At 61.5% G+C, this 1,492-nt stretch carries 1 protein-coding gene; it reads right to left on the reverse strand.

Going from position 1 to position 1,492, the window contains the following annotated elements; translation table 11 throughout:
* Positions 1–1,492, reverse strand: a 1,492-nt coding sequence (locus J3U88_RS34000; RefSeq protein WP_207863678.1) for a hypothetical protein, incomplete at both ends; no start/stop codon positions are given.

Below are 1,492 nucleotides of genomic sequence, written 5' to 3' on the forward strand. Positions count from 1 at the left end.
AACCAATCAAAGCGCGGCAATTCGGTAACAACCGCGGCCTCGCCGGGAACCTGCACGGCGGTCAAACCCTGGCGGGTCCAGGTGGTGGTGAATGCAAAATCACCGCCCGGTGACCACCCCGAGCTCAGCCACAAACCGTCAACCGCGGCGAAGGAAACGGACGGCGTGAAGGTGTCGCAGTCCGCCACGGACACGGCGGAAACGCGCCCGCTTGTGTCATCGAAGGTCGGTGTCACGGCTTTGTCGCACAGGTCGTAATTCACCTGGCTGACGGCGATGTGGTCGGCGGCGGCATAGGTCAGTTCCAGCAAGCGTTGGTCGTTTCCGCCGCCCAGGCTTTGCGCCACCCGCTTCAATCGTTTGAGGGTGAAATCACCCAGCGCCACGGTTTTGCCCTCACCATCCTCGAGCGCTTCCCATTGGTACAAGGTGGTACGGGTTTCGGCCGGTGCCTTCACCACGGCGGCGGTGAGGTATCCCGCGTCGTCATAGGTATAGTCAATCTCGAGCCCGTTCTCCCGTTGGCTGTTGATCACCACGCCTTGCGGCAATTGCCGGTAGGTCCGCTGCACCTGACGCGCGGCGCCCGCATCATTGGGTTCGTCAATGATTCGGTTCGGGTAACGCGCGGCGTCTCTGCCGTTGGCCCAGTACTGGTTCTCCCATGGTTTGTCCTTGCGCACGTGCTCCCTTAACGCGGTGAACAAAGAACCGGGCGCCTCGGTGCTACCGGCCTCGCGCACAACGGGATACATGATGCGCTGATCCACGCCGGACATGGTGCCGACGGGTTTCTCAGCGGCGAGGGTCAAGCCCTGGTTGAGTTGTTTGAAGGTTTCGAACAGGTCGGGGAACTTCCGTTGCCCCACGACGCGGTACACCACGTTGCCCATGTGGTTCAAGCGCCATTCGGCGGTGCCGCCGTCGTCGCTGAAGTTAAAGCTCGAAAAAGGATCGCTGTAAAAAGCGGCTTGATCCAATGCCTCATTCAGCTCGCCCTGGACCTGAAACACGCCTGGATGCTCTAACTGTAATTGAATGAGGGGTTTGGTGTTGTCGCCGATGGCGCCGGGATCCTTGGGAAGCAGCGCGGGCCGCCACCAAATCGGCACCGAGGCGTACAACCGTTGCGCATCGAGCATGCCGACCCCGTACAAACCGGTCCCCAACGCATAATCCCAGGCGTAGCGGCGCGAGGGCGAAAGGTCCAAGCGCGGGTCAATCCCCGGCACGGGTACGTCGGTGTGCTGAAACTCAGGGGTGCGGCTCAACAGGTCAAGGGCGCCGAGGGTGCGGTTGCCGTCGCGGTAACGGGTCGGCGCCTGCTGGTAAACCACCAAAAAGGCGACCTCGTCTTTTTCGATAACGCGGTAGTTTTTGGTGATTTCGTACTGCCACTTCAGGTGCAGGTACCCCTTGCGGCGCAGTTCGGCGGCGTTGTCGCCCTCGGCGAGATGCTGGGTGAGTTTGGCGGTGTTGAAGGTGACCATGC

The sequence above is a fragment of the Acanthopleuribacter pedis genome (assembly GCF_017377855.1).
Taxonomy (GTDB): domain Bacteria; phylum Acidobacteriota; class Holophagae; order Acanthopleuribacterales; family Acanthopleuribacteraceae; genus Acanthopleuribacter; species Acanthopleuribacter pedis.